This window comes from Sporofaciens sp. JLR.KK001, from assembly GCF_036941055.1.
Taxonomy (GTDB): domain Bacteria; phylum Bacillota; class Clostridia; order Lachnospirales; family Lachnospiraceae; genus Sporofaciens.
Genome location: NZ_JAYMNO010000001.1, coordinates 147,638 through 171,780, shown reverse-complemented (window position 1 = coordinate 171,780; position 24,143 = coordinate 147,638). Strand labels below are relative to the sequence as shown.

Below are 24,143 nucleotides of genomic sequence, written 5' to 3'. Positions count from 1 at the left end.
CCTCACTTTTCCGGCATCTGATATAATCGCGGTATCGCTGCTGCCATAGGCGGCGTAGCCTCGCTGCCTATCAGTAAGCCTGTGTTGCCCGGCGCATATAAATACTGCCCGCATACGCTCTGTATCTCGTCTATGATCTCTATACAGCGCTCTTTGCTTTCGTATATCCCCAGCGTGTACATTGATGTTGCATCCATATTCAGCATTATTCTGTTTTCTTTCATGCCCGCGTTTGTAAATTCTTTATACCTTATCCCACATGATTCTTTGATCGTATAAAGCCCCTCTTTGTCCTGGCTGCGTATGTATACCTCGCTCATTTCCTGCCTCGCTTTCTATCTCTCTCCAAATATTGCTATTGCCTCTGCTAAAATTTCTTGCGTAGGCAGATAGCAAATTTCTGTATTCTGGTAATCTGTATGGTGTGTTAAAAAATACTCTTCGCACGCCTGCTGCTCTGTCAGCCCCTCTAACATCAGCGCCCAAATTATTTCCCTTTCCTCTTCCACAAGCGCCCTGCCGTCGTTAATGATCTCCATGTTTAAAGGCTGCTCTGCTTTCGCGTTTATTTCCTGCAAATACCAGCCCGCCTGCTTATACTCTTCTAAGCGCTCTGGCGTTAATATGCTGTACTCGTCTGGGAAAATCTTTACTTCATGCGGCGTATAGATTTTTGCACACTGCCTGCCGTACTCGTCCACTCCTACCAGTGTTTTTATCTCCGTACCGCTCCAATTTCCCAGCTTATCTTTAGTGGCAGCTTTTCCCTCACGCACAAAGGGTACAGCCCAGTAAATCCCGTAAAGCTGCGGCGCTGCATACTCCGCTACTGGCAGGCTCTTAATAACCATTACCCAGTTGCCCGACGTAATAAGTGTGCGCTCGTCCCGTCTTTCCCTGCTACCGTCGCCCCATTCATCTACATAGTTTCTTTTAAATCCGTACTCGTCTACTGCTGCCTCTGTCTGCTTTCTTCCCACTTCTCTACCTCTCTTTCGTTTCCCGCTAAAAACTGCTATCTATAACCATTTCCTTAGTGAATACCAGATACAGCCCCAGCGGTACTGTAATGATCGCTATTGTTGCGTCGCCGCCTGTCAGCATAACCGCCAGAATGGTAAACAATAAAAGGAATATGCCCGTTAAGCGCTGCTTAAGGAAATACTGGCGGCGCTGCTGTCGCCTGCGCTCCCTCTGCCTGTCCCGGTGTAACCGTTCCATATAATCAGATACAGCCGCCTTGCTGGTTGTATCTGTGTAAATAATCACTGCATACCTCATGCCCTGCCCTACTTCCTGCAATCATAGTCTGCAAAATCTTTGCAGCTGTTAAAGATAATTCTGTTATTTACCCAACGCTGTAAGCGCTTAAGCCTATGCCCGGCTAGTATATTCTGCTTATCATAAAGCATTACATACGGTGCATACCCCAGATCACGCAGAGTATATACCCGCTCTAAATCCTGCTCAAAAGTGGTATTGAAATTACATAGAACGTATACGCCCAGCTTTTTTCTTTCCCAGCCCGTGATTTCCCTAAATTCTTTAAATTTCGGTATGATCGCCTCTTTGTCCTCGTACCTGTCCCACGCAAAATGTATGCGTTTTATCTTCATGCGCTTTATGTACTCCGCTTTTTCCTGCGTCATAATACGAATATCGCAGCCCTGCGAAAAGTCCACCCATGCACCGCTGTTTATCAGCTGATTGCTTAATCCTTTCCATTCTTTGCAGGCAAATAGATTAGCATCTAAAAGCACTATGTTTTTCTGTCCGCGCCAGAACTCCGAAAGATCGGCTACTTTCCTTGCTGCCCGCCCCTCTTTCTGTTCTACTATGCAAAAGTCGCACCCTCTGGGACAGCCTCTAGTAAGAAAACCGTAAGCCGTTTCTCTTACCTCTGGTATCTTCTCAAAGTAAATAGAATAGTCCGGGTAAATATGCTCTATCTCTTCCGGCAGCTCCGCGCCGCCGTCCGGGTAACTATACCCTGTACCGCCTTTTATGATCTCTTTTGCATTTACTGGGTGCTGATAATCTGGCGTAAACGTAAATACTTTGCTCATATATACCCTGTCTGGCTGGTTTAGCCATGCCGTCAGCGGGTTATGCCAGCCTACGCTATCGCCCCGGCTTTTGTGATATGCCGATATTTTCATAAGTGGCAAATTAGGGAACCTGTGACCGTCTACGTCTATCAGCTCTACCCTCATTTCCTGCCGTCCTCTTTTCTATAGCGGCAGCTGTCGGTATGCCTGCTGCCGCTGCCGTGATATATTCCTTGCCTTGCCAAATCCCTTAAACTCTCCCTCCGGGCGGCGCTCTCTGTCTCTTCACTGCTGCCGCTCTCCTGTTCTGGCGTATATTTACCGTATGGGCGCTTTTTCACCTTAAAAAAGCTGCTTAAAAACCTGTTGACCGTCTACATACTCTCTAGCTGGTATGACCGCTGCTATTTTTCTACGGTATACAGATAGCAGCTATTCGCCTGCTGCATCTGCCGCAGGCTCGCCATGCCTGCTACAAAAACGCCCTGCTGGAATCGAACCAGCGCCCCCGCTATATGCCCGGCTGCGGTATTCTCCCACTGAATTAAGGGCGCTTAATGGCGGCAGTGCCGCCTATGTCAAAACAGAAAGCCCTTATCTATCAGAAACTTTATCCAGTCGCAGCCTGTCACGTCGTCCCTTTCTATGAATTTAAAAAATTCCTCTTTAGTTGTTACGCTATCCTCTGCCAAAAACTTCTTTGCTATTGCTACTGCATTTGTTTGAAACACATGCTCTGCATAGAAAGCCTTTTCTATCGTTCCGTAATCATTGCTGCTTTTTGGTGTCCGCATTTCCACTACTACCATAGGCTTATTATTCTTTTTACTTCTGGCTTTTCTTATAACTACTGCCTCGCTGAATAGCCAGCCGTTCCAGCCGTACCGCTGCGGCGCAAATTGAGTGCGTGGCACTTCTACCAGTTCCCCTGCCTGCAATTTCCTAAAGTCAATTTTTTTCACTTCTATACCTCTCTTTCGTCAATCAGATTTATGTATATTCCTCGAAAATGTTCCCCCACTCGTCCATTCTCATTTGTCCGTCGCAGCTATCGTCCTCCATCCACCATTTAAAAACTTTTTTTCCTGTTTTCCATGCGTCCATTACCTTTAGTCCCTTGCGTTTCCTCTCTATAATCATTTTGTCAAACGCTCTTATATACGCCTCTTTATATTTTGGGTATCTCTCAAACTCTTTCCAGCGTTTCTTTGCTGCCATAGGACAACCTATACAGCCAACACGGCAAAATCCCTCTTCATATAGCGGATTTAATTCTATTTTTTCATGCCGGATATACCACCACAAATATTCATCTTCCCAGTCAATCAGCGGATTTATTAAAGTTTTCGTTGTACGGTAACAGCTTTCTACAAGCTGCCGCGTTTCCGCATTGTCTAAATTTAAAATTATTACGCCGCCTTTATCATTAGCGCGTAAATCCTCGCTTTCGTCCGCTTTTCTTTTTAATTCTTTACTTGCTTTTGCAAATACAACTGTGCCTTGATTGTTTTCTCTGCTTTTGCTTTCCGCTTTTCTTACCCCTGTTACCAGCTTTTCCCCGTGTCCTGAATATTCTTTTAAATCAGTGCAACAATACCGCATTAAACGTGTCGGCGGTGTGGCATGATCTACAATCAACTGCCACATTGTACGTCTCGGATAAATGATGTTATATTCAATCCCTGCCGCTCTACATTTTTCCTTTTCACGTCTGATAAAATAAACCGTTTCCGGCGCGTCTACTGTTGTATGATTATGCTGAACCGAAAAGGGCATATTGTATCTTTCCTTTGCCAACATAGCAATATGCTTTAATACACTGCTATCCTTGCCGCCGCTATCGGATATAACGCACCCAGAATTTCCGCATAATAAATGCAATAACTCTATTGCGTCCTTTGCTCTTCTTTCCACTGCATTTCTTTCCTTTCTTTGGTTAAATAGCCCGCTGTGCCAGTTCTGCGCTGTACTGCTGCCGCTTTCCGTTCTCTGCCCCGCCTCTTTGCAGCTCCCGGTATAAAGTGCCTCTGTGTACGCCCACTGCATCAGCTATAGCCTCTGCATTGTTTCCAGCCTTACACATAGCCTCTATTTTCTTCCTGTCCTCATAGCTTAGCCTTTTGTACTTCCTTTTCATTTCCCCGCGCTCCTTTCCGATTTTTGGATAAAAAAATAGTGCGATAGAGTTTTTAAGCTCTACCGCACTATGCTTTTACTATTATCTACCGTAAAAAAATAAATGCGGCAGAGGCTTTAATACCTCTTGTCGCATTTAATTTTAAAACTTATCTATATTTTACCATTCTTCTTAGATATCCACAATCTGATTCCTATAAAATTGTATCTTCTTTAACAAATTCTGTCCATAAATAGTTGCGACTCGAAACAAAATCAAAACAAACGGCCTATAATTCTTCTTCTTCAATATGCAATCCATCCCAGTCTCCCCATTTCGGTTTTCTGCGTTTGCCAAGAAGATGCTTCACCGGAGTCCAAGTCCAAAAGTTCCCTGTCTCCCGCATAACAGACCCTTCCCATTCCTGTTCTTGGTTCAGATCATATCCGCTCCCTGCTTCCAGTTCTTCCTCATCTGCCGCTTCATCTGCCTCTGCCGGCTTCTGCAGACATTCTGCCGTAAGCTTTTCCAGACTATAGTTTTCCTCCATCGTCCTTTTATGGAGCAGGAATATCATCTCAATACCTTCCTGGTCCTGATAATCCGCCTGCTTGACAAAATACTCAGTAAGCCCATGAAACGCCTCCCACAAGTCTTGCTGCGCCGGCGGATAGTAGCAGAAGAAATACCTGTCATTCTCATAGAAGATATATTCCGGGTTGAGCAGGATGCAGTGAATATTTAACAGATAAGTTTCTACTTCCCTCACCACCATTCTCATATCCCTGAGAAACATTTTTATGTCTTGTGAGCTTATTTTACTTCTCTCATACATTGCTTTCATTGATATTTTTCCGCTGACATCATAATCATAATAACTGCTTTCATTCATTCCTCTGCCTCCAGTCTTAAGCAGTCCTTCCAGATTATTCGCCTTCAGCATCCGCATCTGATAATCTTCTCTGTAGAATACTTTCTCCTCAATAGTGATCTTACGCTCCAATCTTACTCCTTCTTTCCCTTCAATCTTCTCAGGTCCCTGATGGTTTTCTCCGGCTCTGTGACCGACGCTCTCTTCATAACAGACACCCTCATATACCGCCGTGACGCATCCGCCGTCACTTCGATCTCATCTTTGCTGATTCTGACTGCTGCACGGGGTCTGGCAAATAATATGCACTTATTCCCTGTGCGTTGATGGAACAGACTTTCCAGTTCGCCTTCCTTCACACCATCTTTCTCCCGAGCCTTCACACTTCCGACAACGGCCGTCTCATATGCCGCACCAGACAATATGTTCTTATCGTGATAATAGAAGACTGCCAGTATACAGCTCATAATCAGGAATAATATCATGGGTACAAGAAACGACATCTCTACCGTGATACTCCCCTGCAGTTCATATCTCTTCATCCTCTCCACCCTCTTCCACTCCTTACCGCAACACACTCATCAAATACCCCGCCGACAGAAACGGGAAAAAGGGAATACTCAGCTTTCTGGACATTTTCCTCGCTGTTAATCCGGCAACGGAGAACACTGCAAGCAGGAAAAAAGCTCCCGCAAGCACCATAAGCAGTTCCCACAGCCCAAGATAGATCCCCAGGATCAGGATTGCCAGGCTGTCCCCATATCCCAGGCTCTCCCTGGTAATTCTGCTGATCAGGAGGAACGACATACCAACTCCTATACCGCCCAGAATCAATATGATATCCCCTCTTCCGATAAAAATCTGATATCCAACCGCCAACAAGCTTCCTATAATCAAACATTTTAACGGTATTCTTCTCTTATAAATGTCTGCCAGAGACAAGCCCGCCAGCAGACCCATGCAGACCATTCTGCTTACCGTCCACATCTGGAACACGCCCCCTTCCCAACCACTTCTGACATTGGAACTGCATAAACCGTCCGCTTTAATCCGCTGCAAGACAGAGAGCTGTGATACCTGTCTCCAGAATCCGTAATATATACGCCTCTCTTCCCGTGCCCCATGCAGCGCTCACAGGGATAATATTTTCCCCCTCCAGTATTGCGAAGCCCCTCGACCTCTTCTGGCTGAACCATATGGATCGATAATTCCAAATATGTACAGTGGTAATCCTTATGATAGACAAGACCCGTCTCCGTCACATATACCGTCTTCTCATCATCCTTTTCGAATCCTGGTTTCTCATACCCGACCCACGCCTTTATCCGCATTTTTTCCCGGCATGTGACCGGCGGCACTCCAAACATCGGAATCGGCAGACGGATCTGATACGTTACTTCCAGTTCTCCGATACCGGTCCGGGAAGACATCCTGGAACCTCCGCACCGTATCCCGCCGCTTCCTCCTTCCACGATACTCCGGTCCAGCCTCTCGGCGCCTGCTGCATGCACCACATCATCTTCCAGCCGCGCCGGCAATACAGCCGTGAGCATGTATGCCTCCTCCGCTGCTTCTTTCCCCGCGTACTGAAGCCCTGAGCGCACTGCCGTACGGATGGCTGTCATCTCCATCAAATACAGAAGACTCACCACAGCAAGAAAGAATATGGGTACAGCCAATGCCGCCTCCACCGTTATGCTGCCTTTTCTTGTTCTTCCTTCAGAGACAGATGCAGATATCCTCCCGGTAATGTATGAATAGATAGATTTTGAGGGGAGCTGTTTCTTATTCATCGAACGAATCCTTCTCCTTTCTTTATATTTTTTGTCCTATATTTGGATCATGTTAAGGAATCTTCAAGAAATAACCTGGTATTTCTTTCGGATTTCTAAGATATCCGGAAGGATATCTGTATCTGTCCCTGTTGGTTTATTATCGGTAACCATAATACGTCTTAAAATCATAACGGATTCCTCTTCTTAAGCTGCAGACCGACTTCATCTCTAACCGGCTGACACACAGATCCGCCCTAAAATACGTCTGTCCATGTACTTTTCTAAGATTCTGTTCTATGATATCGAGCGCCCGCAGCGCGGCCGTGTCCTTCTTCGTCAGAAACAACAGAATCCGAAGATATTCCGAGTAATCCAGCCCATTTTCCGCATCCCGGCCTTCACTACGGTCTTCCTCTGTTCCAAGAGTGAAAAGCTTCGGCAATTGTAGCTGCCAGCTCTCTTTTGTTTTGATCAGCGGAACCTTATTTCCCTTCAGCAGCGACCTAAGATCCATCACAGACTCTCCGTAAGCCCAAGCCAGGAGAATCCCCTGCGCAGCGGCTTCCGTAATAGCCGGTACTGCTAACAGCGTACACAGGGTAAGCGCCATGGACTCTGCCTCTGCTCTCATCTCGCTGTCCGTCTGGATATAAGTATAGTTTGGAACAAACCGCATAAGCAGCAGTTTCTTTACAACCGACTCCAGATTCTCCCGGTCGCTGCCCTTTCCCGCCAGAATATACTCCACTTCATACATAACCGGACGCCGTCCGTCCGCATCAGGGGATGCGTCCGGAGTATTGTCTGTAAATCTGGTAAAATGCTCCAGAAGATATTCCCCCAGGATCAGAGAAGACAGATTCCCGGTCTCTTCCCCGACATCCGCAAATTCCCCGTATCCTGTATTTCGTTCTCTTGCCGACAGCAATTCCTGACAGTCCACCCGTTTCTCTGATACCGTCCTATCCTTTGGCACTACCAGTGACAATATCGGTGATTTCTTTAGCTGTCCTGCATACGCGATAGGGTTTCCTTCGTCAGGCAATTCCCCGCCCTTTTCACTAAGAAGCTCGTCCAGGCGATCCTGGCACGCCTGGTCTTCCCTGGCATACGACTCTGCCTTCTCTTCCTGCTGCCCCCACACAGATGTCATTCCCAGCATATCCTTCATCACATTCAGCCCGTACTTATGCTCCATGTATGCCGAGATCTGGCTGCAGAACCCAAGACATCCCCGGTCCGTAAGGAACTGGATTCGCTCCAGTTCATGCTCCATGCTTCCGGCGCCGTAATATGTCAGTCTGTCTATAATATTCTGCTCCCCATACTGCCCCGTCTCATAGCTGCCGTCCAATGCAAATATATCATACTCCTCCAGAAGCTCCTTCTGATATTCCGCAAAAACACTCTCCATTGCCCGATCCGTATCGGCTCTCCGATAATTCTTGGCCAACTGGATAGACGCGCTCTCCATGATTCCCCCTATAAAAGCGACCAGCAGAATAAAGATCAGACTCAGAAATGCCGTCACCTCTCCCCTGCACATTCTGCCTTGGCATTTACCGCATACTCGCATCAGATACCTGCGCTCTCGCTTACGATCTTGCTGAAAATATTCTGCACCAGACTGGTAAGCTGGGATTTGAAGATAATAACCAATCCGATCAGCACCACCAGGATCAATATGACCTCTACCACACCAACTCCGTCTTCCTCTTTTAACTTCTTCAACACATACCTCATTCTCCACATATCATAACCTCCTTTTATATCTGCACCGACAGAAATGCCGGCACGATCACGATTACCAGGACGATCGCAAGCATCAGGAACATGGGCAGCAGCAGCTTTGTTCCCGCTTCCTCTCCAAGCCTTCTTGCCCTGGCTTTTCGCTCCTCAAAAGCCTGAAGCGCTTCCAGCTTAAGCATCTGTGTCAGCCCCTTCGTCCCTTTTCTTAAGTTCTGCGACAGCATCGCTCCAAATCTTACATAGACCTGCACATCACAGCGCCTTCCAAAATTCTCATAACTTTCTGGTTCCGTGACACCGCTCTCCATCTCATAACAGGCACGCTTCATCTCCTCATATGCATACCTTTCGCCCCGTATTGCCTTCCGCCGTTCGTAATCCTCCACTACTTTTTTCCAAGCACGTTTGGCAGTCATCCCAGCTCCAAGGAAAAGCGTCATCTTGTTCACGATCTCCGGATAATCCATGAGCATCTGCTGCTTTCTCTCTTCTCTCGCCTTTCCTTTGTTCTGAATCTCTAACGCATATAACAGAATTCCAATCAACACAGCCATAACTATCAGCACCAGTCCGCGGCGATCCATTCTCTGATAGTAGGCGGCTTCCTTGCCTAAGAGCGTGTCAGGAAGCTGGAACTCCCTCTGTACCCGGCTCTCTTCTTCTCTCTTCTGGAGCTCTCCTGCCGCCTGTTCTCTGCGCTTCTCCTCTTCCCCCAATGTCCTGGGGAAAATATTCGCAGTACACTGGTACAATGCCTGTTCTTCCTCATTCTCACTGTAGGTAAGAACGGCGCTTAACGCAACCAGCGTTCCTTCTTCCTTCAGCGCATCTTCCTGTATCTCGCCCCTGATATTCATCACATCATAGCGGTCAAGCTCCCAAGAGATCATAACCGGCTCGCCCGGAACCTCCGACAGCAGATTCATATCCTTCTCAACCCTGTCAAGGCTTCTGTTGTCTCCCAGGATCAGCTTCTCCATATGCCGGATGACTCTTTGAAATAATTCCTGGATCTCCTCTGTACTGTACTGCTGTTCTGCTACCTGGATCTCTGCCGGGAATCTTGCTTCTCCTCCCGCTATCGACACCTCCAGCTCTTCTGTTCTGTTTCCCTGTCCATATGTATTTCTCTGAATACTCCCATCTGTCTCCCTCACCGAGCGCAGGTAATCTGCCGCCAGAAGAAATATTCCGCCCGCCAGCAGTACTCCCACCGCCAACGCCTTCACACCTCGATCCTTATCATCCTTACACCAAGATAATAAGCGCCCATATAGATTGCCAAACATACCGTCATCACTCCTATTCCAAGGATATTCCCATATAAGCAGTCCATGAATTCCGGGAAGCTTAGAGACATATACCCAATGATCGCATAAGGAACCGCCGACATTACCCGGAACTCATACCGCTTAGATGCAAGTATCGTGTCGATCTCCCGCTTCACATCAATCTTATCTCCAATCTGCCTGACTGTATCCTGTATAATCGCGATCATATTGCCGCCGCTTCTCTTGGCTGCCGCAAATACTGTCACAAAGTTCTGAACATCCTCTGTCTGGGTGCGCTCCCCGAATTCCTCCAGAATCTGCTCCAAAGGCACATGGATCTGAAGCTGCCGTGTTATGATCAACAACTCCTTAGAGATCCTTGCTCCTTCCGGATAGATCAGCCGTAGCTCCTTCTGCGCTTCCTTGAATGCATTCTCTACCGAATAGCCAGTATTCAGCGCAGAGGACACCGCCTGAATCGCTTCCTTGAACTGCATCTGAAATTCCGTCTCCTTCTTCTTGATCCCCTCTGCTTCCATCATCCGCAGATGCCAGATCAACAATGGAACCAACGGAATGGCCATCAGTAAGGACCGATAATACAGCCACGCCGTAATCATCGTCAAGCCTGCCGCTTTTGCCGCATACCACAGATACTCTTTCTTCGTCACATCCTGCTGCCAGCAATTCTTCCTGTCACGCGTCACACCCCGCCGCCCAGAGCTTCCCCCGGTGCGTGATCTCTCCATATTTTCTCCATTCTCCCTGTATCTTCCCATCCTGTTCCCCTGTCTCCGCGAATTTATACAGTGTCTTAAGCCGGATCTCGCCGTCCTCATATCCCAATATCTCCGATACCTCAAGCACCTTCCTGCTCCTGTCCCTCAACCTTCCCAGATGAACGATCAGATCAATACCAGAGGCAATCTGTCGCTGGATAGCCGGGAGCGGCAATTCCATTCCCATCAAGACCATCGTTTCCAGCCTGCTCAGCATATCCTGCGGACTGTTGGCATGACCGGTGCTTAAGGAACCGTCATGGCCCGTGTTCAGAGCTTGCAGCATGTCTATCGCCTCCTCGCCGCGCACTTCTCCTACCACGATCCGATCCGGCCGCATCCGAAGCGCCGACCGGATCAGATCACGGATCGTAACCGCCCCCGTCCCTTCCACATTCGCATTTCTTGCCTCCAGCCTTACCAGATTCGGTACATCCTGAATCTTAAGCTCGGCATTGTCTTCTATAGTAATGATCCTCTCTGTCTTTGGGATATACTGCGACAGTGCATTTAAGAAGGTGGTCTTCCCCGAGCCTGTCCCGCCGCTTATGAAAATGTTATAGCCCGCCGCCACCAGACCGGCAAGAAATTCCAACACCTCCTCACTGACAGAATTCCAGGATATCAACTGTTCCATGGTAATTGCCTCTTTGGAGAATTTACGGATCGTAACGATCGGCCCGTCCAATGCTATCGGATCCAAGACCACATTGACTCTGGAGCCATCCTGAAGCCTGGCATCGACGATCGGCGAAGCCTCGTTTACCAGACGGTTTGACCCTGCTGCAATCTGTTGGACCACATCTTCCAGCTTGTCCTTGGACAGGAACCTCTTACCCGACTGCAGGATCCTGCCGTTTCTTTCATAGAATATATTCTGCGTTCCATTGATCATAATCTCTGTGATCGTCTCATCCTCCAGGAATTCTTGAAGAAGATCAAGCTTCCGGAATGCATTGAACAGCTCCCGGCCCAGTATGGTCTTCTCATCAAGAGACAGATATTCCTCCTCCGACGCCTCCTTAAGAACATGATAGATCAACTGCGTCAGTTCCTCGTCTTCAATCTCTCTTGTCATATCCATTCTCTCCAGTATCCTGGCATGGAGCTGCTCTGAACCTATCACTTGATCAGCTCCTTCTTCTTCATTTTCTTTCTTACATCATCAAACCCAAGCAAATGCATCTCTCCTTCCATCTGCAGAAGCTTCGCCTCCGCCGCCGGATCTCTGGCCGATGGAACACAGACCTCTGTACACAGACGAAGCAGACCGTATACATCCTTAAGCCCCTCGTCTATATCCAAGATCAACACATCATAGATACTCTGTTCCGTGATCTGAATGATCATACTTGTCCATTCCTCCAGCGGAACCGCCTTAATATCCTCGGACACGCGCACCGGAAGCAGATAGTCCAACGTTCCCATATGCTTCACAAGCGTCGGAAGGATCAATCCCAGATTCTTGCTTTCCTGTCTCGAATAATACAGCGCATCCGCCAGGGTATGTCCTTCCTCCGGGAAATATCCGCCGATTCCTCCGTACAGTTCCATATTGAGGTACAGCACATTCGCCGACGCCGCCATCTCCTGCCCCAGCTTAAGTCCATAGCTTGTCTTCCCGCTCCTGTGAACCGGCGAAAAGATACCTATCACCCTGACCTGACTGGTTTTTAAGGAACGGAGGTACAGATCTTCTGTTTTATTTTCTTTGCTGCATCCGCAGATGATCTCAGCCAGGATCGCTTCGCCTGACTGGTACTTATAGACCGCCACCTCCTTGGGGTTCGTCTTAACAGTCCCAGTCTCCGCAAGAACAAATACACTTCCCGCCTCCAGTTTCCCCCGTTCCCTGACCGGATAATTCCCGCCGATCAGAAGAATATCAATCGGGTGCTCTTCAAGAACCTCTGTCACCTGAGCCAGACTGTCACACACCTGCACCTGAAAGGCCAGTTCCTCTTTCTTCGTCAGAAATATGGCAAAGGCCGCAGCATATCCTTCCTCCTGGTCACAGATTACCAGACTTCTGCTGCTCACATAATATCCCTCCTTTACACACTACTCATTTCTTTTACTCCGTGAATTGCTGCCGATACGGCATCGAACACTTTGAAAACATGATTAACCTGAACTTACTGAAATTTTTTTGATAATAATCTTTTGAATTGTATGAATCTATCGACTATCTTGAAACTATCAGATACAAGTCACTTGATCCGCAACTTGTAGGATGATTATAAACCTCTCTCCCTTGATTTGTCCACCCCATTTTTAGAAAAACCCAAACTTTGTGCAACACCTACAAAATTCCATAGAAAGATATCCCATAGAGAAGCGCAACCCCCGGAGTTCCAAGGATTCCCGATGTCAAAACCGTCCATGGATTCAAGCCTACCTGCACGGTAATCCCCTGTGCGCTCAGGAATTCATTGATGAAAAATATCATGGCGGACCCGATAATTGCCCGTACAATAAAGTTGCTCAGCAGATTCGATCTTTGTTCTGACATATTTCCCTCCGGTTCTGATCATATTTCCTAATACCATATATATCCTTGTACCGGGTATTTTATTCACAAATTCTGCCTATATTAGTATACCCCAAGCTAATTAACCATACGTTTCACTTGTCTAAATTTCCATCTGCTGCGTTGTCGTCAATCGACGTAGCCACCGCTACGCCTCATTCCTCCGCCTTGCAGAATGAAAATTTATCCTGCGCGGAACATATTGGTAATTAGCTTGGGGTATACTAGACTATATCTGGAAACGATTCAACTGTACGGAGGTGGATTATGAGATTATTTGAACGAAGAAATGTAGCAGAAGAAGACATCTACAAACGACTGTCCTACGACCCGGCGGCTAACACTCTGTTAGAAGAGATCGCCGCCGCACGACGTCAGATTGAAGATGCCTATAATAATTTCCAGAATGCTTCTGATCCTGACCTGATCGACTCTTATATCTACATGGGCAACGCCGCCCTGCTGCGCTACCGGTTCCTGCTGCGGCAGGCCAAGATCATCTGAGGATTATTTCGTCCCGAAAATGCGGTCGCCGGCATCTCCAAGCCCCGGGACTATATACTTGTGCTCGTTGAGATGGTCGTCCAGCGCTCCGATATACAGATCTACATCCGGATGCTCTGCTTTCATCCTCTCCACGCCCTCCGGCGCGGCAATGATACACAGGAACCGGATATACTTCACACCCTTGTCCTTCAGCATCTGGATCGCCGCTGCACTGGACCCGCCGGTCGCCAGCATCGGATCCACCACGAACACTTCACGCTCATTACAATCCGCCGGCAATTTGCAGTAATACTCTACAGGCTCATACGTCTCAGGGTCACGGTACAGCCCGATATGGCCCACCTTCGCCGCCGGAATCATCTTAAGGATCCCGTCCACCATCCCCAGTCCTGCCCTTAAAATCGGCACAACCGCAAGCTTCTTGCCGCTAAGTTCCTCCCCGTATGTCTCACAGATCGGAGTCCTGATCTTCACCTTCTCAAGCTTCAGATCCCTGGAAGCCTCGTAACACATCAGCGCCGCAATCTCACTTACGATCTCACGGAATTCCTTTGAGCCCACCTTCTCCTGACGGATATAGGTTATCTTATGACGGATCAACGGATGATCCATAACTTGTATCTTAGACATCTCTTCTCTCCTTCTCGATTATTTGCCGCCGGCGTCTATTATGCGCTGCCCCGCTGCCTTCAGCAGGCGGTTCATGACTGCGCTGCCGATTCCTTCCCTTCCGAAAGCTTCACTGTATATATAGTCGATCCCGATGCCGTCGAATTCCCTCAGTATTCCATACAGACGGCTGGCGATAGTTTCTTCTTCCCCCCTGGCCCCGATACACTTCACCTCTCCCATGCTGTATCTTCCAACAGTCTCTTCGGTAGCAATAATGCCTACCTTGAAGCCTTCGGCAATCTTCTCCCCGGTCAGGCGGATGATCTCATCTACTGTCCGGGAGATGCTTCCCTCTACTACCGTCAGCTCTGCCTTCGGTGCATAGTGGCGGTACTTCATCCCCGGCGCCTTGGGCGCCGCATGGCTGCCGGCATCTATTACAGTCTTGTCCACCGCCACTTCCCCGATCAGTTCCTCCAACATCTCCCTGGTAACCGCCCCCGGTCTTAAGATCATGGGCGGCTTTGCCGTCATATCCAGGATCGTCGACTCCACGCCGATCTCAACAGCTCCTCCGTCTAAGATCATATCTATCTTTCCATTCAGATCCTCCTCCACATGCTGTGCCGTCGTCGGACTCGGACGGCCGGAAGTATTCGCACTGGGCGCGGCGATATAGCCGCCGCCCGCACGGATCAGCGCCCTTGCCGCATTATGATCGGGCATACGGACCGCCACAGTGTTAAGCCCCCCTGTCGTTCCCATCGGTACTTCCCCGGTCTTCTGGAATATCATGGTGAGCGGCCCCGGCCAGAATGCCTCCGCGGCGGCCCTCGCCTTCTCGGGAACGGCTTCTGCAATCCGCCCGATCGCTTCCATATCTGCAATATGCACGATCAGCGGATTGTCCGACGGCCTTCCCTTGGCGGCATAGATCTTCTTCGCCGCCTGTTCATTCAGCGCATCCGCACCAAGTCCATAGACCGTCTCAGTCGGGAATGCCACCAGACCGCCGGCTCTCAGGATCTCTCCGGCTCTTGTGATTATATCCATGTTCATTTGTCTGAAATCAATCTGTTCTACTATCGTCTTCATAGATTCCATTATACTACACTCTAATCAGCCAGACAAGATTCGATTCCCTTCACGATCGCTTTTGCGAGCTGTTTTTGATATTTCTCATCAACCAGCTTCTCCGCCTCCTCATAATTGCTTAAAAACCCGCATTCTACAATAATCGTCGGAACTTCCGTCCGCCGCAGAAGATAATAGGTACTGTCTGCCTTCGCCTTGCGATGGTTGTCTCTATCTACGGACAGCAGCGCCTTCTGCATAATCTCTGCAAGCTTCTCCCCATCTGCCGAATGCGTATAGTAGAATACCTGTGCTCCGTGTACTTCCTCTCCGCTGTAGCTGTTCTGATGGATGCTGACCGCAAGATCAGGCGCCGTATCGTTGATCAGCTTCACCCGCTCCTTCATATCCTGCACCTTCTTGCTTCCCGTACTTCCCTCTGAAAGCATCTGATCCTTTTCTCTTGTCATGATCACCTTTACTCCCTTATCCTCCAACAGCTTCTTAACTCTTTTGGCAACCTGGAGATTGATATCTTTCTCTTTCGCGTCATTTATTCCGATCTTACCAGGATCGGCGCCGCCGTGTCCGGGATCTATGACTACCGTCTTCTTAGTCAGCTTCACCTTACCGCTTGAAACATATTCCCCCAGATTCCTGCTGACGGCCACCAACCCGGCAAGCAGCAGAATCAAAAGGATCAATTCAACTTTTTTACGCAAGAAAATACCTCCTGACAGTCTATATATCCAATATATGACTGCAGAAGGTATTTATATGTGATGAATCCTTCTAATTTACATATTTCTGGATCAGATTCCATATCTCTCCGTTCTCATAGCCCAATGCCCATGCCGCCGTTCCGGCAAGCTTGTTATCCTTCATGAGCTTGAGTTTCGGCTCAATGGACCGCTCATCCTCTAACCACATCTCAAAGGTCGCGCTCTCCACAACCCAGGTCGCGTAATTCTGCTGTGCATTCTCATCCCAGGTCGTCTCAATGCCTGCTTCCGCAAGCTTCGCCTTGGCAGTATTCATATCGAATGCCTGGCTGGTAACCTTCGTGGTATACTGTGCTTCTTCTGTACCTGCCTGATTGGCCAGTTCCTCTTCTGTCTTAGGCACTTCCTCCCATAACCTGGTGAAGAATGGTATGCCGCTGATCACCTTGTTCGCAGGTACTTCTTTCAAGGTCTCCTCGATTCCTTCCTTAACGAAATTATACGAGGATACCGGACCTGCCACAGGCGAACCTGCATAATGCTCATCATAGCCCATAATGATGATATAATCAGCCACAATTCCCTGCTCCTTACGGTTATACTGCATATTGTAGCCCTTTGGAACATAATTATCAATGGACAATACGATCCCGTTCTGCCGGCACCTTACCGACAATTCACGGATAAACTGTATATAATGCTCTCCGCATTCGTCGGAAATCTTCTCGAAATCCACATTGATCCCATCAACACCCACACGCAGAGCCTCTGAGATCAACTGATTGATCAGATTCTCCCTCTTGGATGTAAACCGAAGCAGTTCATAGGACTCTTCATAAGAATTGATTCCTCCGTCGAAATCCCGGATCGCCGCCCACACCTCAATGTTAGACTGATGTGCATAATTGACATAATCCGAGGACGCGATGGAATCCATATTACCATCCGTATCCTTCACGTGGAACCATGTCGGCGCAATTGTCGTAAGACCCTTACTCTCTGCAATCCTCTGCAGCACGCTGTTATTCGCGTCTGTGTTGGTCACGTTGTGCCATGCCATGTTGATCGTGTATTCCTTCTGGATGCTGGTAAATTCCTGTTCGTCAAAGGCTCTGGAAACTACCTTCTTCTCTTCTTTTCTGAGCGCACTGTTCTTGATATATCCGATAAATCCATCTTTCGTGCGGACCTTCTTCCAGTTCTCCTCGCTCTCTATCACCGTAACCTCGTCCTTCTTCTTCACCTGGGACAGAATCGGGCTCTTCACTCCGCCCTGATAGCGTATCTGTGTATTCTTCTTCACCGCAGCTACGGTCGTTTCACCCCAATCGCTGACGATCATCACGCGATTCGGTTCATTGTACAGTTCATATTCAATATTCGTATATTGCTGGATAAAATCCAATGCGATATATGCTGTGCTTCCTTCTGTTTTCAGAATGACGTAGTCTTCGCTCTTCTTCTCTTTGGACACAGAATAATCCTTACTTCCAACCTCTACGGTAACCATATCCTTCGGGAGTGTATACAGGAGAACATTCTCATTCGGATCCCAGTAAAACCGATCGTTAATATAATCTCTTACGATCTCGTATTGAACATACGCCTTGCCGTCCGCTATCATCCCGTGCGGTTCCGCAACCTGATTATCTACAATGACCGCAAGCTGTCCTTCATTCTCAATCCCATAATATTTCTTCAAATCATATTCTTTCTTAGAAGGACTGTATCTCTTCCATAAGAATGCACCTACAACTGCTGCGATCACCAGTATCACGATCAGCGCTGCCTTGATGATAAGATTCCTCTTTCTCTTCCGCCTGGACTGCTGCTTCCTCGCCGGCGGCCGATTCATACCGCTTCTCTGCGGGCCGGGGTTTCTTGCGCCCTGGCCTGGCTGCTTCCTTCTGCCGGCTTCCTTCTGCTGATCCTGGGCTCCCGGCCTTTCCTGCCGTCTCCTGGCCGCTGCTGCCTGGCTTCTGCTCCCTTCTAAACCGGAACTTCCCGGTACCTGACGTCTCCTGCCTTCCGTCTCTTCCTGTCTTGGCTTCCCGGACACCTGACGTCTCCTGCCTTCCGTTCCATCCATCCTCGGACTGCCTGATATCGTCGTTCTGCTGGATTCTGTATCTCTTATCCGACGCATCTGCGGAGTCTGACCCGGTTTCCTTCCGGCCTCTCCCGCGCTCCCTGCGCTTGTCGCCTCTGTGTTCCATTTGCGGTCTGAAGTTGTGCGGCTCCTTCTGTCTTTTTGTTCCATGCTGCACCTCCTACTCGACCCTATTATAACAAAACCCGCGACACTCGTCATTACTTATTTCGACATTTTCTGGTTTTTTACATAGAATACGGGGTATTTCCAATATCTGGTTATCAGTTACTATTAATGCTGTTGAACCACAATGCTTTAATATCGCCTTCCTCATTCAGTACATAGTCTCTCATATACACCGCTTCCTCATGCACGCCGTGCGCCCTGACGATCTGCATGGGACTTGCCGGTATCCCATTTATCTTAAGGTCTATCTGCTTCTTCTCGTACCCTGTCAATTCATTAAACATCTTCTGTAAACGGGTTGCATCCTCCACGTCTGACCTCCTGCTCCATGTCAGAGGATAACTACGGCTGCGATTGCATATCATTTAAGAAAAGGAGATGCCGTGACACAATATTCCTTATACGCCGCAGCTACAATAATAAATTCATATAGAAGATAGTCCTGACACTCTAATACTACATTAACAGTTCATGTGAAAATCTGCCTGAAACGGCTTCTTTCTGATATTTCTCTGATTCGTTGCTGATAGGTTCATAGATTCATATCTAAGAAATGCTATAAAATAAATGTAAGAAATTCTCCCTCCTTTGTTCTAAGAACGTAGTTACCCGGGAAAACTATCTTCTAGTTATTGTTATTATAGCCGATAAAATATCTCTGCGCAAGCACTTTTTTAAATTAATACTTATTTTATGACTTATTTTATTGAACATTCAAGGTTTTCTATGCTATACTACAGTAGGAAGGAAGTGATGACTATGAAGATTGAAAAATTGAACGACAATCAGATTCGCTGCACCCTGACTCGTGCCGATCTAGCTGCCCGACATCTTCAGCTAAGCGAACTGGCCTACGGAACCGAGAAAGCTAAGTCACTTTTCCGAGACATGATGCAACAAGCAGCCTTTGAATTCGGATTCGAGGCAGAAGACCTGCCCTTGATGATTGAAGCAATTCCGGCTTCTTCGGATTCAATTGTGCTGATAATTACCAAGGTCGAGGATCCCGAAGAACTCGATACACGCTTTTCAAAATTTGCACCGTCACCCGGCGGGGACTGGGATTCTCCGAAGAAGGAACCCCCGAGCAAGCTGGAAGGCGCCGATACATTACTTGAATTACTCGACAAAGTAAAGGAAAAGTTCAGTAATTCCATTGCATCGGACGGAAAAGAAGATACCCCTGCGGAGCAGCCCAAGAATGTTCTGCGCCTGTTCTCATTCCCAACGATGAACAGCGTTTTAAAGGCGGCAAGACTGCTAAGCACTATTTATTCAGGTTCCAACACCTTGTATAAAGACCGCGAGGAAGACGTGTATATTCTGGCGATGACTCAGTCGGAGCACACGATCAATGACTTTAACCGTATCTGCAATATGCTGTCAGAATACGGTTCCCTGGAGACCTCTTCAGGCGCGATTCTGGCATTTCTCGAAGAACATTGCGAGATGATCCTGTCTACGGATGCGGTTCAGAAGCTTGCTCAAGTATAATATGCACGATAAAGAACGCCCGAAAGGGTTAAAAGACGGGGCAGTCAGGAGTATAAGGAATCTCCTGACTGCCCCGCTTTTTATCTTACTTTAAGCATTCAATGCTGCACCGATCGTCGCATTCAGCTTCTCGAGCAACAGATCCGGGTCTATACCATGCCCCATTGCACCGTCCTCTATAGACTCCATCTGGGAATGCGGACATCCGATACATCCCATCCCGGCTTCCATCAATACTTCTACGATCTTCGGGCACTTCTCATAATACTCTTCCAACAGCTGACCAAATGTCATATCTTTAGAAACATATGCCATCATAACGCCTCCTTTTCTCTTCAGTGTTTCCATTATAATCGCTTTTTATCATTGTGTAAACATTTTCTATGAATTTCTTCTCAATATTTGAATACTTAAATGTCAACCTGTTTTTCTCTTTTTTTCGACAAAAATCCATTTTTATGATATCTACACAAAACGTTCGTTCTTTTCTTTATCCCGAGTAATCCACCAAATTCGCCACTTTTAATGTGGAAAATGTGGATAAAACTTGAAAACACTTATTTTTCCACCTTTTTTGGCTATTTTATTGTGGAAAACTTGGAAAATTATATTTTCCATTTTTTTACATATTTTTACATTTTTGAACATTTTGTACATTACACTAATCTTCTGACAGTAACGATACTCGTGTAAGTGGCAGGTAAGATCCCGATTCCTCTTGAACTGTTGATCGCATTCACGATCTGTCCGTTTCCCATATAGATGCCTACATGTCCGTTATAGAGAATAATGTCGCCTGGGATCGCCTGATCATAGCTGACAGGAGTTCCCACATTCTCCATATCCCATGTAGTACGCGGAAGGCTGATGCCGAAATGTGCGAATACCGACTGAACAAACCCTGAACAATCCGCTCCGTTCGTCAGGCTTGTCCCACCCCACACATAAGGGTTGCCGATAAACTGGCAGGCATAATCTACGATCGCCTGTCCCGTTCCGGCCTTCGCCGCCGCCTCTTCCTGGGCTCGCGCCGCTGCTTCCGCCGCCTCTGCAGCAATCCTGGCCTCCTCCTCTTCCTTGGACTCGGCGTAAGTAAACACCTCTTCCGGACTATCATTTTCTGACTCCTGCACCATTTCCTGTGCCTTCTGCTCTGCGCTGTTTCCTATTATAATGTATTCGGAATACACGTAGCCAGTCACTTCGCCGGACTCAACCTTCGTCCACTCTCCTACCGGTCCAAGAATCTTCGCGGCATAATCGGGATATAACTTTCCCACCCACTCACTGTCCGTCGTCGGCTCGCTTCTGATATAGAGAAACGACTGGACATCGGCAAACGCCATATCTAAATACTCACCCTTCTCTGTCGGCACCAGATAATCTTCTACCTCGATCTCTTTGTCTGCGACGTAGCAGTTATTCAGTACCTCTTCGATCCCCGTCTGCGGCATTACGTCTTCGGTGTCTGTATCAATAGCATATGCCGTAGCCGGAAATGCTGTTATAGCTCCTGCTGTAGTAACTAGGAACAATCCTTTTTTAAGAATAGAATCCATAAACTCCCTCCTTTATGTTTTCTTATCTTTTGTAAATATTACAGAATTGTTACATATGTTACGCTATTATTATATCATCGTTTTTTCCAGTGTCAACCCTGTTTATACATAATATTTTCGTCATATTATATGATTATATATAAAAATAATACACAACCTGCAATTATATTTATTACAAATTGTTACATTTTAAAATTATTCGTTGACAGATGGCACAGGTCATTCTATAATAATTTTAATAACTATTATCATTATTTAGGAGGGACACACAGATGGCTAATTTAAAATACAGCCGGCAGCGCGCTGCTATCAAAGAGTATCTATGTCATACCACAGAGCATCCCACTGCTGATACGGTGTATCTTCATATAAGAGAAGCATTTCCGAACATCAGCCTCGGTACGGTATACCGTAATCTGAATCTGCTAGCAGATACTGGGGAAGCCATCAAGATCTCTACTCCCGACGGCGGCGACCGCTTTGACGGCAGAACCGATCCTCATTACCATGTGATCTGCAGAGATTGCAAAAGAGTATACGACCTGGAACTGGATGAACAGCACATCCAATCCATTAATGACCTTGCCGGACAGCATTTTGACGGGACCGTTGACTCACACACAATTCTGTTCTATGGAACCTGTAAAAATTGTCTGAAAAAAAATTGTCTGGATAAAAATCCCAAAATGAGATAAAATAATCATTGACAATTTGCTTTACTTATGTTAATTTAATATTAGTAACTATTACTGATATTGAATATATTATTTGAATAAGAAAAGGAGAGATTTGCTATGAAAAAATTTGTATGTACAGTATGCGGCTATGTTCACGAGGGAGATGCAGCACCGGAGAAATGTCCTGTATGCGGCGTTGGAGCAGATAAGTTCAAAGAGCAGGCCGGCGAGAAGACATGGGCTGCAGAGCACGTTGTCGGCGTAGCGAAGGGTGTCAGCGAGGACATCGTTGCTGATCTTCGTGCGAACTTCGAGGGCGAGTGCTCAGAGGTTGGTATGTATCTTGCAATGGCCAGAGTTGCTCATAGAGAAGGATATCCAGAGATCGGTTTATACTGGGAGAAGGCTGCTTACGAAGAGGCAGAGCACGCTGCTAAGTTTGCTGAACTGCTTGGCGAAGTTGTAACAGACAGCACCAAGAAGAATCTTGAGATGAGAGTTGACGCTGAGAACGGCGCAACAGCTGGTAAGTTTGATCTGGCTAAGAGAGCTAAGGCTGCGAACCTTGATGCGATCCACGATACAGTTCATGAGATGGCAAGAGACGAGGCTAGACATGGTAAGGCTTTCGAGGGACTTCTTAAGAGATACTTCGGCTAAGAGAAAAAACGCGTAATATAAGAGTTTTTAAGAGGATGGACAAATTGTTGTCTGTCCTCTTTTTTTACTTTAAAATGGGGGATTCCCGTTGTCTGGTTTGGGACAAATTTGGGACTTCCATATTAATCTGGAAATATTCTTCCTAGAATTGGGACTTGAAAAAGTTGGGACTTATCCTGTCATAACAAGGAGGTCAACATGAGAAAAAATGACACAGGAGTATTCCAACTTGATAACGGATATTGGGGATATCGTTATGCTATCAGGATTGACGGCAAATCAAGAGAAAGTAAGAAAGTAAAAGACGAGTTCGGCAATCCCTTTAAAACAAAATCGTCTGCCGTCAAAGCACGTCAACAAGCTATTATGAATGAAAAAATTAATGCCGCCGCCCCACAACTAAAACGACCAAGAAAAAAGGTTAGTGAGGTCTATGATGAATATTGTGAGTTCGGGAGAGCAGGAAAGGCGTATGCTACTATCGTTAAACAAGACAGCCTATGGAATAACCATATTAAAACTAAGTTCGGTAAACGTTATGTAGATGATATTTCTGTCGCTGAAATCAATGATTATCTTGCAGAACTGTATTACACCCAAAACAGGGCGTACAGCTATACAGAATCATTTCTGAAAATATTTTATCTTATCTTCGGTCAGGCTTATTCTCGTAATTATCTAAATGCAGAGCAGTACGACAAACTCTGTAAGAATAAGGACACCAAAATCCATATGCCAAAAATGAAAATTGATGAAGATACCGATATTGTCACCTTTTCGGATGAACAGATGATAACATTATCGGAATACTTCAAAGATACCAATGCTGAAACAGCTTTTATGTTGGGGAAGTATTGCGGCTTGCGTATCAATGAATGTTATGGATTAAAATGGTGCAATGTTGATTTTGACAATGATATCATCAAAATAGACCGACAAATGCAGTACCAGAAGGGCGTAATCAAGTTAGTATCTTTAAAGACTAGAAATGCCAGACGTGATATTGTCATGGCTACACCACTAAAAGAGTATCTTCTATCTTTAAAGCGGCACAGAGATAAAATCATGGTAGAGTTGACAGAGCAAAGGGAGCAGAATCAGACAATGCTTTCCGATATGGGGAAAGAGACGATATCCAGTCTGGAACTTGTCAATTCATTGGATGAAGGAAAGATACAGACCGTCAATTCTATGAAGTACCATACACAGAAGATAAAAGCACAGCACGGTATTATTTTTAAATATCATTATCTAAGGCACACTTACGGGACAAGGCTTGCTTTGATGAATACACCCATGCACATCTTATGTAATCAAATGGGGCACGCTTCAGCAATGTTACACAGAAGTATTATCTGGGTAATTCTAAGCAGGGTGTAGACATTTTGAGAGCTAACTTAAATAGTATGAAATAGCGTAAT

31 protein-coding genes and 1 tRNA gene are annotated in these 24,143 nt (G+C 46.8%); 5 read left to right on the top strand and 27 right to left on the bottom strand.

Annotated features, from left to right (window positions below; all coding sequences use genetic code 11):
* Positions 1–2 precede the first annotated feature (2 nt).
* From VSQ62_RS00965 to VSQ62_RS00870, 20 genes are all read right to left on the bottom strand, one after another.
* Positions 3–320, bottom strand: coding sequence for a hypothetical protein (locus VSQ62_RS00965; protein ID WP_303661625.1), 318 nt, complete (start codon positions 318–320; stop codon positions 3–5).
* 15 nt (positions 321–335) lie between these two features.
* Positions 336–980, bottom strand: a complete 645-nt coding sequence (locus VSQ62_RS00960) for a hypothetical protein (RefSeq protein ID WP_103241019.1) — start codon at positions 978–980, stop codon at positions 336–338.
* Between the two features lie 25 nt (positions 981–1,005).
* Complete coding sequence (locus VSQ62_RS00955; protein ID WP_103241020.1) at positions 1,006–1,281, bottom strand: hypothetical protein; 276 nt, start codon at positions 1,279–1,281, stop codon at positions 1,006–1,008.
* An 8-nt stretch (positions 1,282–1,289) separates the two neighbouring features.
* Positions 1,290–2,213, bottom strand: a complete 924-nt coding sequence (locus VSQ62_RS00950; protein ID WP_303661624.1) for a radical SAM protein — start codon at positions 2,211–2,213, stop codon at positions 1,290–1,292.
* Positions 2,210–2,389, bottom strand: coding sequence for a hypothetical protein (locus tag VSQ62_RS00945; RefSeq protein WP_334632688.1), 180 nt, complete (start codon positions 2,387–2,389; stop codon positions 2,210–2,212). The genes VSQ62_RS00950 and VSQ62_RS00945 overlap by 4 nt, the downstream gene beginning before the upstream one ends.
* Before the next feature lie 138 nt (positions 2,390–2,527).
* A tRNA-OTHER gene (locus tag VSQ62_RS00940) sits at positions 2,528–2,602 on the bottom strand.
* Between the two features lie 24 nt (positions 2,603–2,626).
* A complete protein-coding gene (locus VSQ62_RS00935) occupies positions 2,627–3,010 on the bottom strand; it encodes a hypothetical protein (protein WP_334632687.1) in 384 nt (127 codons plus the stop codon).
* 28 nt (positions 3,011–3,038) lie between these two features.
* The gene (locus VSQ62_RS00930) at positions 3,039–3,962 is read right to left on the bottom strand and encodes a phosphoadenosine phosphosulfate reductase family protein (protein ID WP_334632686.1); all 924 of its coding nucleotides are present in this window, start codon (positions 3,960–3,962) and stop codon (positions 3,039–3,041) included.
* Between the two features lie 22 nt (positions 3,963–3,984).
* Positions 3,985–4,185 carry a helix-turn-helix domain-containing protein gene (locus VSQ62_RS00925; RefSeq protein WP_303661622.1) on the bottom strand — a complete coding sequence of 67 codons (201 nt, stop codon included), beginning with the start codon at positions 4,183–4,185 and terminating at the stop codon, positions 3,985–3,987.
* Positions 4,186–4,453: 268 nt separating this feature from the next.
* The gene (locus VSQ62_RS00920; protein WP_334632685.1) at positions 4,454–5,167 is read right to left on the bottom strand and encodes a DUF6382 domain-containing protein; all 714 of its coding nucleotides are present in this window, start codon (positions 5,165–5,167) and stop codon (positions 4,454–4,456) included.
* 2 nt (positions 5,168–5,169) lie between these two features.
* On the bottom strand, positions 5,170–5,577 hold the full coding sequence (locus VSQ62_RS00915) for a TadE family protein (protein ID WP_334632684.1): 408 nt from the start codon (positions 5,575–5,577) through the stop codon (positions 5,170–5,172).
* Between the two features lie 22 nt (positions 5,578–5,599).
* A complete protein-coding gene (locus VSQ62_RS00910) occupies positions 5,600–6,022 on the bottom strand; it encodes a prepilin peptidase (RefSeq protein ID WP_334632683.1) in 423 nt (140 codons plus the stop codon).
* Positions 6,010–6,828 (bottom strand): TadE/TadG family type IV pilus assembly protein, encoded by an 819-nt coding sequence (locus VSQ62_RS00905; RefSeq protein ID WP_334632682.1) that lies wholly within the window; start codon positions 6,826–6,828, stop codon positions 6,010–6,012. Before VSQ62_RS00905 ends, VSQ62_RS00910 begins: the two co-directional genes overlap by 13 nt.
* Before the next feature lie 139 nt (positions 6,829–6,967).
* Positions 6,968–8,386, bottom strand: coding sequence for a DUF5702 domain-containing protein (locus VSQ62_RS00900; protein WP_334632680.1), 1,419 nt, complete (start codon positions 8,384–8,386; stop codon positions 6,968–6,970).
* On the bottom strand, positions 8,386–8,562 hold the full coding sequence (locus VSQ62_RS00895) for a Flp1 family type IVb pilin (protein WP_334632679.1): 177 nt from the start codon (positions 8,560–8,562) through the stop codon (positions 8,386–8,388). The genes VSQ62_RS00900 and VSQ62_RS00895 overlap by 1 nt, the downstream gene beginning before the upstream one ends.
* A 14-nt stretch (positions 8,563–8,576) precedes the next feature.
* Entirely contained in the window at positions 8,577–9,848 is a 1,272-nt protein-coding gene (locus VSQ62_RS00890) for a type II secretion system F family protein (RefSeq protein ID WP_334632678.1), read from the bottom strand.
* Entirely contained in the window at positions 9,785–10,579 is a 795-nt protein-coding gene (locus VSQ62_RS00885; RefSeq protein WP_334632677.1) for a type II secretion system F family protein, read from the bottom strand. Before VSQ62_RS00885 ends, VSQ62_RS00890 begins: the two co-directional genes overlap by 64 nt.
* Positions 10,527–11,735, bottom strand: a complete 1,209-nt coding sequence (locus tag VSQ62_RS00880; protein ID WP_334632676.1) for a TadA family conjugal transfer-associated ATPase — start codon at positions 11,733–11,735, stop codon at positions 10,527–10,529. The genes VSQ62_RS00885 and VSQ62_RS00880 overlap by 53 nt, the downstream gene beginning before the upstream one ends.
* Positions 11,732–12,649, bottom strand: coding sequence for a P-loop NTPase family protein (locus tag VSQ62_RS00875; protein ID WP_334632675.1), 918 nt, complete (start codon positions 12,647–12,649; stop codon positions 11,732–11,734). The genes VSQ62_RS00880 and VSQ62_RS00875 overlap by 4 nt, the downstream gene beginning before the upstream one ends.
* 262 nt (positions 12,650–12,911) lie before the next feature.
* Complete coding sequence (locus VSQ62_RS00870; protein WP_334632674.1) at positions 12,912–13,121, bottom strand: pro-sigmaK processing inhibitor BofA family protein; 210 nt, start codon at positions 13,119–13,121, stop codon at positions 12,912–12,914.
* Positions 13,122–13,406: 285 nt separating this feature from the next.
* Between VSQ62_RS00870 and VSQ62_RS00865 the strand changes: the two genes are divergently transcribed.
* Complete coding sequence (locus tag VSQ62_RS00865; RefSeq protein WP_334632673.1) at positions 13,407–13,643, top strand: DUF2508 family protein; 237 nt, start codon at positions 13,407–13,409, stop codon at positions 13,641–13,643.
* Between the two features lie 3 nt (positions 13,644–13,646).
* On the opposite strand, the gene upp is transcribed toward VSQ62_RS00865, so the two are convergent.
* The 5 genes from upp to VSQ62_RS00840 all read right to left on the bottom strand — a co-directional run bounded on the left by upp (position 13,647) and on the right by VSQ62_RS00840 (position 18,643).
* Complete coding sequence (gene upp / locus VSQ62_RS00860; RefSeq protein ID WP_334632672.1) at positions 13,647–14,276, bottom strand: uracil phosphoribosyltransferase; 630 nt, start codon at positions 14,274–14,276, stop codon at positions 13,647–13,649.
* Positions 14,277–14,294: 18 nt separating this feature from the next.
* A complete protein-coding gene (locus tag VSQ62_RS00855) occupies positions 14,295–15,362 on the bottom strand; it encodes an L-threonylcarbamoyladenylate synthase (RefSeq protein ID WP_334632671.1) in 1,068 nt (355 codons plus the stop codon).
* Between the two features lie 11 nt (positions 15,363–15,373).
* On the bottom strand, positions 15,374–16,054 hold the full coding sequence (locus VSQ62_RS00850; RefSeq protein ID WP_334632670.1) for an N-acetylmuramoyl-L-alanine amidase family protein: 681 nt from the start codon (positions 16,052–16,054) through the stop codon (positions 15,374–15,376).
* Between the two features lie 70 nt (positions 16,055–16,124).
* On the bottom strand, positions 16,125–18,314 hold the full coding sequence (locus tag VSQ62_RS00845; RefSeq protein ID WP_334632669.1) for a glycosyl hydrolase family 18 protein: 2,190 nt from the start codon (positions 18,312–18,314) through the stop codon (positions 16,125–16,127).
* 113 nt (positions 18,315–18,427) lie between these two features.
* Positions 18,428–18,643 carry a hypothetical protein gene (locus tag VSQ62_RS00840; RefSeq protein WP_334632668.1) on the bottom strand — a complete coding sequence of 72 codons (216 nt, stop codon included), beginning with the start codon at positions 18,641–18,643 and terminating at the stop codon, positions 18,428–18,430.
* A gap of 448 nt (positions 18,644–19,091) precedes the next feature.
* Here VSQ62_RS00840 and VSQ62_RS00835 point away from each other — a divergent pair, with 448 nt between their 5' ends.
* Positions 19,092–19,826, top strand: a complete 735-nt coding sequence (locus VSQ62_RS00835) for an adaptor protein MecA (protein WP_334632667.1) — start codon at positions 19,092–19,094, stop codon at positions 19,824–19,826.
* Between the two features lie 90 nt (positions 19,827–19,916).
* Here the strand turns inward: VSQ62_RS00835 and VSQ62_RS00830 are convergent, their stop codons facing one another.
* On the bottom strand, positions 19,917–20,144 hold the full coding sequence (locus tag VSQ62_RS00830; protein WP_502957704.1) for a DUF1858 domain-containing protein: 228 nt from the start codon (positions 20,142–20,144) through the stop codon (positions 19,917–19,919).
* A 338-nt stretch (positions 20,145–20,482) separates the two neighbouring features.
* Positions 20,483–21,385 (bottom strand): C40 family peptidase, encoded by a 903-nt coding sequence (locus VSQ62_RS00825; RefSeq protein ID WP_334632666.1) that lies wholly within the window; start codon positions 21,383–21,385, stop codon positions 20,483–20,485.
* A gap of 272 nt (positions 21,386–21,657) precedes the next feature.
* Between VSQ62_RS00825 and VSQ62_RS00820 the strand changes: the two genes are divergently transcribed.
* The 3 genes from VSQ62_RS00820 (at position 21,658) to VSQ62_RS00810 (ending at position 24,102) form a co-directional block, all read left to right on the top strand.
* A complete protein-coding gene (locus tag VSQ62_RS00820) occupies positions 21,658–22,080 on the top strand; it encodes a Fur family transcriptional regulator (RefSeq protein ID WP_334632665.1) in 423 nt (140 codons plus the stop codon).
* A gap of 99 nt (positions 22,081–22,179) precedes the next feature.
* Positions 22,180–22,722 (top strand): NADH peroxidase, encoded by a 543-nt coding sequence (locus VSQ62_RS00815; protein WP_334632663.1) that lies wholly within the window; start codon positions 22,180–22,182, stop codon positions 22,720–22,722.
* A gap of 198 nt (positions 22,723–22,920) precedes the next feature.
* Positions 22,921–24,102, top strand: a complete 1,182-nt coding sequence (locus VSQ62_RS00810) for a tyrosine-type recombinase/integrase (RefSeq protein ID WP_334632662.1) — start codon at positions 22,921–22,923, stop codon at positions 24,100–24,102.
* Positions 24,103–24,143: the final 41 nt, after the last annotated feature.